General features: G+C 71.9%; 7 protein-coding genes. 3 read left to right on the forward strand and 4 right to left on the reverse strand.

The genetic code is table 11. From position 1 onward, the window contains the following. A partial coding sequence (locus ACR2FV_RS05555; RefSeq protein WP_434014705.1) for a hypothetical protein occupies positions 1–180 on the forward strand: 180 nt, incomplete at its 5' end. 133 nt (positions 181–313) lie between these two features. Here the strand turns inward: ACR2FV_RS05555 and ACR2FV_RS05560 are convergent. From ACR2FV_RS05560 to ACR2FV_RS05570, 3 genes are all read right to left on the reverse strand, one after another. Further along, positions 314–724 (reverse strand): universal stress protein, encoded by a 411-nt coding sequence (locus ACR2FV_RS05560; RefSeq protein ID WP_434014706.1) that lies wholly within the window; start codon positions 722–724, stop codon positions 314–316. 73 nt (positions 725–797) lie between these two features. Beyond that, positions 798–1907 (reverse strand): DUF4192 domain-containing protein, encoded by a 1110-nt coding sequence (locus ACR2FV_RS05565; protein ID WP_434014707.1) that lies wholly within the window; start codon positions 1905–1907, stop codon positions 798–800. A gap of 70 nt (positions 1908–1977) precedes the next feature. Next, on the reverse strand, positions 1978–2670 hold the full coding sequence (locus tag ACR2FV_RS05570) for an EcsC family protein (RefSeq protein ID WP_434014708.1): 693 nt from the start codon (positions 2668–2670) through the stop codon (positions 1978–1980). 109 nt (positions 2671–2779) lie between these two features. Here ACR2FV_RS05570 and ACR2FV_RS05575 point away from each other — a divergent pair, with 109 nt between their 5' ends. Next, positions 2780–3667 (forward strand): hypothetical protein, encoded by an 888-nt coding sequence (locus ACR2FV_RS05575; RefSeq protein WP_434014709.1) that lies wholly within the window; start codon positions 2780–2782, stop codon positions 3665–3667. Positions 3668–3696: 29 nt separating this feature from the next. On the opposite strand, the gene ACR2FV_RS05580 is transcribed toward ACR2FV_RS05575, so the two are convergent. Continuing rightward, positions 3697–4701, reverse strand: a complete 1005-nt coding sequence (locus ACR2FV_RS05580) for a PAC2 family protein (protein WP_434014710.1) — start codon at positions 4699–4701, stop codon at positions 3697–3699. 57 nt (positions 4702–4758) lie between these two features. Here ACR2FV_RS05580 and ACR2FV_RS05585 point away from each other — a divergent pair. After that, on the forward strand, positions 4759–6659 hold a 1901-nt coding region (locus ACR2FV_RS05585), incomplete at its 3' end, for a S9 family peptidase (protein WP_434014711.1).

Genomic DNA, 6659 nt, shown 5'->3' on the forward strand with positions numbered 1-6659 from the left:
GCCACCGCGGCCAGACGCGTCGAGGGCATCAACCCGGCCGACCTGACCCGCCAGATCACCGTCCTGCAGATGAAACTCATGGACCTGGCCCAAGCCAAGACCCAAGCCCTGACAGCCGCCCGCGGACTGGACATGAAATCATTGAACCCGTCAATCAACCGGTTGACCCAGACGAAATGACGCAAGCCTTCACGCGCTCAAAGCGTGTGAGGCACCAGCACAACCTACGCGCTCACTCTTATGTGAGGCACCTCGCCCCTGCGCACCACGGAGCCCCCGTCGTGCCCCCTCGCTGGTCAGCGCCGGCGGGTGCTCAGGGGGCGACGGGGCCCGCCTTCACGGCGAGCACGGGGCAGGACGCGTCGAGCAGGATGCGCTGAGCATGCGAGCCCAGGATCAGCTTGCCCACGGGGGTCCGGCGGCGCAGCCCGATGACGATGAGCTCGGCGCCCGCCTCCTCGGCAGCCGTGATCAGGTCGTCGGCAGCGTCCACGCCCCCGCTGGGGCTACGCACCTCGTGCGGAACCCCGTGCTCGTCGAGCGCTCGGCCCAGCTCGGTCAGCAGCTGCTCGAGCTGCTGGAGCTCCTCGCCTTCGGCGCCCTGTTGGTGGCGCCCGGTGTCGACCACGATCATCGGCAGCCTCCGGGTCGTTGCCTCCTCGGCCGCGCGGCGCAACGCTGCCCGGCCCTCCCTGGTCGCGAGGCGACCCACCACGATCGACATCTGACTCCTTCTCGGCACCCTGGCGCGGACAACGACGCCGAGGGTACACCCGCCGCTCGCTGTGGGTCTCTGCTCACGCAGCAGGGCGACCGTGGCCGGGCCCGGACCGCCGGATGTGGCTGCCGCGCGCACTTCTGGGCGGACGGATCGCCTGCTGCAGCACCTGGTCGACCAGTCGCGCCATCGAGTAGTCCGGATCGCACGTCAGCGCCCTGGCGATGGCGAGGTTGGCCAGGGTGCCCGCCCCGGCCCACCAGGCGAGGTATCCGCACAGGGTGAGCAGCGGTGCAGCGGCGGCCTCAGGCAGGTGCGAGCTGAGGACCGCCAGTCGCTCGCAGACGGCCGGGTCCACCGACTCGAGCCTCGGCAGGCACCGCACGACTCGCTCCGCATACTCGGCCGGCAGGTCGCTCAGCCGCAGCACCCCCGGGGCGACGCGGGCCAGCACCGCATCGCGCAGGAGCACGTCGCGCAGTTCCAGGGCGAGGTCGGCGAGCACCGCCCCCGACAGTTCGGGCGGGTCCGCCCCGTCGGCGCGCAGCACGTGACCGAGCAGCAGCAGGGCTGCGTCGGGATCGACGCAGCCTCGCCCGGTGGCCAACCGGCTCGCGAACTCGGCGGTCACCACCTGCCGCAGCAGCGGCCGGCGGGACTCGAACAGTCGCGCGAGGTCCGCGCGCTCCGGGGCCGGGTTGCACCCGTTGAGCACCAAGTCGGCCACCACCGGCACGTCGGCCTGCGCCGGCAGCGGCTGCCAGCAAGGCGCAGAACCGTCGGGCGTGACCACGGGAAACCACTTCCCGTCGCGGACCCGGACGCTCTGGTCGACCAGTGCGCCGTGTGCTCCGGCAAGCTCGCAGGCCTGTTGCAGCAGCGAGGTCGCATCATCCTGCGCATCCTCGAACGCGATGAGGACGACCACGTCGGGCCGGGTCTGGTCGAGCGCGAGACTCAGCGCCGCGAGCGCCCCCGGCGGACCACCGGGTGGGTCCAGGTCGGCGCGGGCGATGAGCTGGACATGCCCGGTGGACCTACGGCTGGGGTGCTGCTCCAGGCACACCATCACCACGGAGCGAGATGGCCGGTAGCCGAGCTGGTAGGGCAGCGCCACGATGGTCTCGGCGATGCCGCGAACCGTGCTGAGATGCACTGCGTCGAGGTGCGACGGCTGTGAGTTCGTCATGACCTCAGCGTGGCCGATTCCCGTCCCGCGTGGGGTCCGCGACCGCCTGTGGATAACTGCCGTGGCCCGCTCAGGCGGAGTCGAGCTGGTCCCGGGGTGGGAACTCGCTGCGTGCGTGTTTGGCCAGGCGCCCCATCAGGTAGCCGTCCAGGCCGGCGCCGACCGCGCCGCCGACCAGCGGGACCAGACGTCCCAACCGGCCCAGCACGCGGGTGCCCAGCTGTGTGGCGACCCGGAAGCCGAGGCCCTTGTTGATCATCATGGCTGCAGCGCGGGGCACCCGGTTGAGCGCGATCCGGGCCATCCGGCCGCCACCGGTGATGCCGGCCTTCTTGAGCAGGTCGTCGGCGTCCGCGCCGATGAGGGTGAGAGCGAGCGCGGTGCGGGTGTTGTCCTCGCGCACGTCGTAGCCGCGGATCAACGCCACCGCGCCGACCATCCGGCTCGCCAGCACGTAGAACCCGACGACGTTGGCCGGCAGCGCCACGGGCATGGTGATCAACCCGCCGAGGCCGGTGACGAACCCACCACTGGCCGCGAGCCGCTGGTGTGTCGAGCAGAGGTCCTGGATCGCCTCCTCGGGGTCGTCATGGCGCGAGCGTGCCTTGCGCACGACCTCCTCGACGGAGTCCAGGGGGCCGATGCCGTCCAGGCCGTAGCCGAGCATCCGGTCGACCGCTGACCGGGCCATCCGAGCACCGAATCCCCCCTCGTCCTCCGGCTCATCCGTGGCACGGTCCTTGTCGGATCCGAAGATGAACACGTCGTCCTCCTGAAGCGGTGGTGGCAGGGCCGGTCGGCCACGGCCATCCTGCCAACGCGGAGTCGGAGGCGCCACCGCTGCGAAGCCGTGGGTGCGCTACCTTGAGGTCATGGCGTATGCGCAACCGTCACCGGGGGGCGACCAGAGCCCAGGGTCACGCAGCCGGGTGCCCCTGCTGCTGGGGCTCCTCGCGGCGCTGAGCGCACTGCTCGGTCTCCTCCTGCTGTCGCTCGGCCTGGTGGGGGTGCTGAGCGTGGCCACCCCCAACATGCAGGGGTTCAACCCGGGACAGTCCGTGGCCATCAGTGAGGCCGGGATGTCGGTCTACTCGCGTAGCGACGCCCGCTCGGGTGCCGTGTGCACGGCCGACGCCGACAGTGGCCAGGTCGTCTTCGAGCGTCCCGTTCAGGAGTTTGCCGTCGACGTGGCCGGCACCGATTTCTACGAGATCGCCCGCAGTCCGCAGGACCTGGGCTCGGGGACCTACGCCGTGACCTGCGAGGGCACGAGCGAGGCCGTGTATGCCGGACCGGCGGCTCCGGACACCAGCGCCAGCGGCGTCATGGGCCCGGCCGGGATCGTCTCCGGGCTGTTCCTGCTCGTGCTCGCCGTGCTGCTGGCCGTTGCGGCCCTGCTCTTGCGCCGCCGCAGCAGACCCTCCGCCTCCGTCGGCTCCGCCCAGCAGCCGGGCGGCCAGCAGGGATGGCAGGGCAGTAGCGGCTACTCCTCGCCCTACGCCACCCCGCCGCAGCAGACCCGTCCCTACGCACCCCCTCCCGAGCACGAGCCCTCGACGGGCGGCTCGAGCTACCCTTACGCCGCTCCCCCGCCGCCACCACCGTCGGGCGACCCCTACGCTCCTCCTGGGCAGCAGCCTCCTGAGCGCGAGACCGGTGTGCAGGGCGGGTCCGATGTGCAGGACAGCCGGTCTGAGCAGGACGACCCCGATGAGCAGGGTTACGGCGACCACTGGCCACCACCACCTCCACCCCGCTGACCTGCTGGGCAGGGTCCCGTCCGGTCAGGTCAGCTCTTCGGTCCGGAGTCCTCGCCCGCGGGACCCGCGTCGCTGCCCGGCTCGGCACCGTCTGCCGCGGATCGCAGGAACTCCTCGAACTCCGCGCCGATCTCGTCGGCTGACGGCAGATCTGCCACCTGCGCAGCGAGCAGGCTGCGCTTGCGCTGGCCCTCCAGGAAGTGGTCGTAGCGCTTCTCCAGCTCGGCGACCGCCTCACCGACCTCCGGGGAGGCCTGCACCTGCTCGGTGATCTCAGCGCGGTTGAGTCCCGCTGCGGCGACCAGCGCCTCGTCGGGGACCCGCAGCCGGGTCATCTCGGCCAGGGCCTGCAACGCGGTCACGGCTGCGTCGCCGAACGTGGAGTCGGCCAGGTAGTGCGGCACGTGCACCGCCAGGCCCATCGTCTCCAGCCCGGCCTCACCCAGCCGCAGCTGCAGCAGCGCCTCCACACTGCCCGGCACCTGAACCTTGCCGAACAGGACCTGGTTGTCACCGATGAGCTCGGTCTGGTTGGCGAACCGGGTCATCCCGACGGGCCGCGTGTGGGGGACCGCCATGGGTATGCCGTGGGCGGAGACCACGCGCCGCACACCGAAGGCCAGGCACACCTGATGCACCGCCTCCACGAACCCCTCCCACCGGTAGTCGGGCTCGACCCCGTGCAGGAACAGGAACGGCTGGCCGTCGGCGTCCAGCACGCGGTAGAGCACCAGGCTCGGCTCGTCGATCCCGGCCCAGTGGTCGGAGTCGAAGGTCATCAGCGGGCGGCGCGAGCGGTAGTCCACGAGCTGGTCGACGTCGAAGGAGGCGATCACCCGGTGCTCCAGGGTGCCGAGGATGTGCTCGGCGAGCTGCCCGCGCACGTGCCCGGCGTCGATGAAGCCGTCGACGGACAGCTGCAGCAGCGGCGCGTGCTGGGTCAGCTGGTGGGCATCGGTCTCCAGCCGCAGCAGCGGAGAGATCTCGGTCACGTCACGTCCTCCTCGTGAGGGCAGGGCCTCGTCGTCGGTCATCGTTCTCAACGTCCGGGTGGTCGCGAGGATTCCACCGACGGGTGGTATGAACGGCCCATGACGACCCCGGACGACGCCACGTCGACGAAGACCCCCTTCCATGACCTCGAGCGCTATGTCGCCCTGCCCCGCCTCGGCGGACTGGGCCTGTCCCGCGACGGTCGCCGGCTGGTCACCACCGTCTCCACCCTCAACCGCGTGGGCACCGGCTACGTCACCGCGCTGTGGGAGGTGGATCCGGCGGGTGAGCGCACAGCATACCGGCTGACCCGCAGCGCGAAGGGCGAGGCGGGCGCTGTGTTCGGCAGCACGGGCGACCTCTGGTTCACCTCCGAGCGGCCCGACGCCGACGCTGCCGACGAGGACGTCGAGACCGCGCTGTGGCAGCTGCCGGCGGCGGGTGGCGAGGCGCGGCGGGTCCTGCGCAGGCCCGGGGGCGTGAGCTCGGTGCACGCTGCCCGCGACGCCGACGTCGTCGTGGTCAAGGCCGGCCGGCTGACCGGGGCGGTCACGGAGCCGGAGCACGCCGCCTTGCACAAGGTGCGCAAGGACGCTGCGGTCGACGCGATCCTGCACGACGGCTATCCGGTGCGCTTCTGGGACCACGACCTGGGCCCGGCGCGTCCGGCCCTGTTCGTCGCCGAGGCCGATCCGGACGGCGACAAGACGGTGGGCACCGCAGGCCCGGTCACCGTGGATCACGAGCCACCGCTACGGCTGCGCCGAGTCAGCGAGGGCCACGACCACGGCGTGAACCTGGAGGAGCAGGAGCCGGAGGTGAGCCCGGACGGCACCTTCGCCCTCGCGCCCGCGGCGATGTTCCAGGCGCGGGGCGAGCAGCACACCGCGCTGGTCAAGATCGACCTGGCCACCGGCGAGCACACGGTGCTGCTGCAGGACCCCGAGCAGGACTTCTACGCGCCGCTGATCAGCCCCGACGGCACCCGCGCCGTGCTGGTCAGCGACCCGAAGAGCACACCCGAGCGGGCCCCGCACCCGCGGATGTCGCTGCTCGACCTCGCCACCGGCGAGCTGCGCCCCCTCGCGCACGACTGGGACCGGTGGGCGCACCCCGCGGCGTGGCTGCCGGACGGCTCCGCCGTGCTGGTGCTGGCCGACGACGACGGTCGTGGCCCGGTGTTCCGTGTCGAGATCGCCACCGGTGAGGTGACCCAGGTGACCCGCGACGACGCGACCTGGTCGCAGGTGGTGGTCGCCCCCGACGGCACGAGCGCCTACGGCGTGCGCAGCAGCTACGCCTACCCCTCCGAGGTCGCCCGCATCGACCTGGCCGACGGCTCGGTCACCCCACTGCCCGGACCGGCGGCGCGGCCCGAGCTGCCCGGTCGGCTGGAGGAGGTCGAGACGACCACCGCGGACGGCACCCGGGTCCGCGCCTGGCTGGCCCTGCCCGAGTCTCCGGGTGAGTCCCCGGCTCCGTTGTTGCTCTGGGTGCACGGCGGCCCGCTCGGCTCGTGGAACGCCTGGACCTGGCGGTGGAACCCGTGGCTGATGGTCGCCCAGGGGTATGCCGTGCTGCTCCCCGACCCCGCCCTGTCCACCGGCTACGGCCAGGACTTCATCCAGCGCGGCTGGGGCGCCTGGGGCGCGGCACCGTTCGAGGACCTGATGGCGATCACCGACGCGGTGCAGGAGCGCGCGGACATCGACGAATCCCGCACCGCCGCGATGGGCGGGTCGTTCGGCGGCTACATGGCCAACTGGATCGCCGGGCACACCGACCGCTTCCGCGCGATCGTGACCCACGCCAGCCTGTGGGCGCTGGACCAGTTCAACACGACGACGGACTACCCGGCGTACTGGGCGAAGGAGTGGGGCTACGCCGACGAGCGGCCCGAGCGGTACGAGGCGTACTCGCCGAGCCGGTTCGCCGATGCGATCCGCACGCCCATGCTCGTGGTACACGGCGACAAGGACTACCGGGTGCCGATCGGCGA

The sequence above is a fragment of the Ornithinimicrobium sp. genome, from assembly GCF_051004135.1.
Lineage (GTDB): Bacteria > Actinomycetota > Actinomycetes > Actinomycetales > Dermatophilaceae > Ornithinicoccus.

Excerpts from the sequence above, each read along its gene's own strand:
- ACR2FV_RS05575 (WP_434014709.1), top strand. The coding sequence starts at position 2,780 with ATGGCGTATGCGCAACCGTCACCGGGGGGCGACCAGAGCCCAGGGTCA.
- ACR2FV_RS05580 (WP_434014710.1), bottom strand. The coding sequence starts at position 4,701 with ATGACCGACGACGAGGCCCTGCCCTCACGAGGAGGACGTGACGTGACC.
- ACR2FV_RS05560 (WP_434014706.1), bottom strand. The coding sequence starts at position 724 with ATGTCGATCGTGGTGGGTCGCCTCGCGACCAGGGAGGGCCGGGCAGCG.
- ACR2FV_RS05565 (WP_434014707.1), bottom strand. The coding sequence starts at position 1,907 with ATGACGAACTCACAGCCGTCGCACCTCGACGCAGTGCATCTCAGCACG.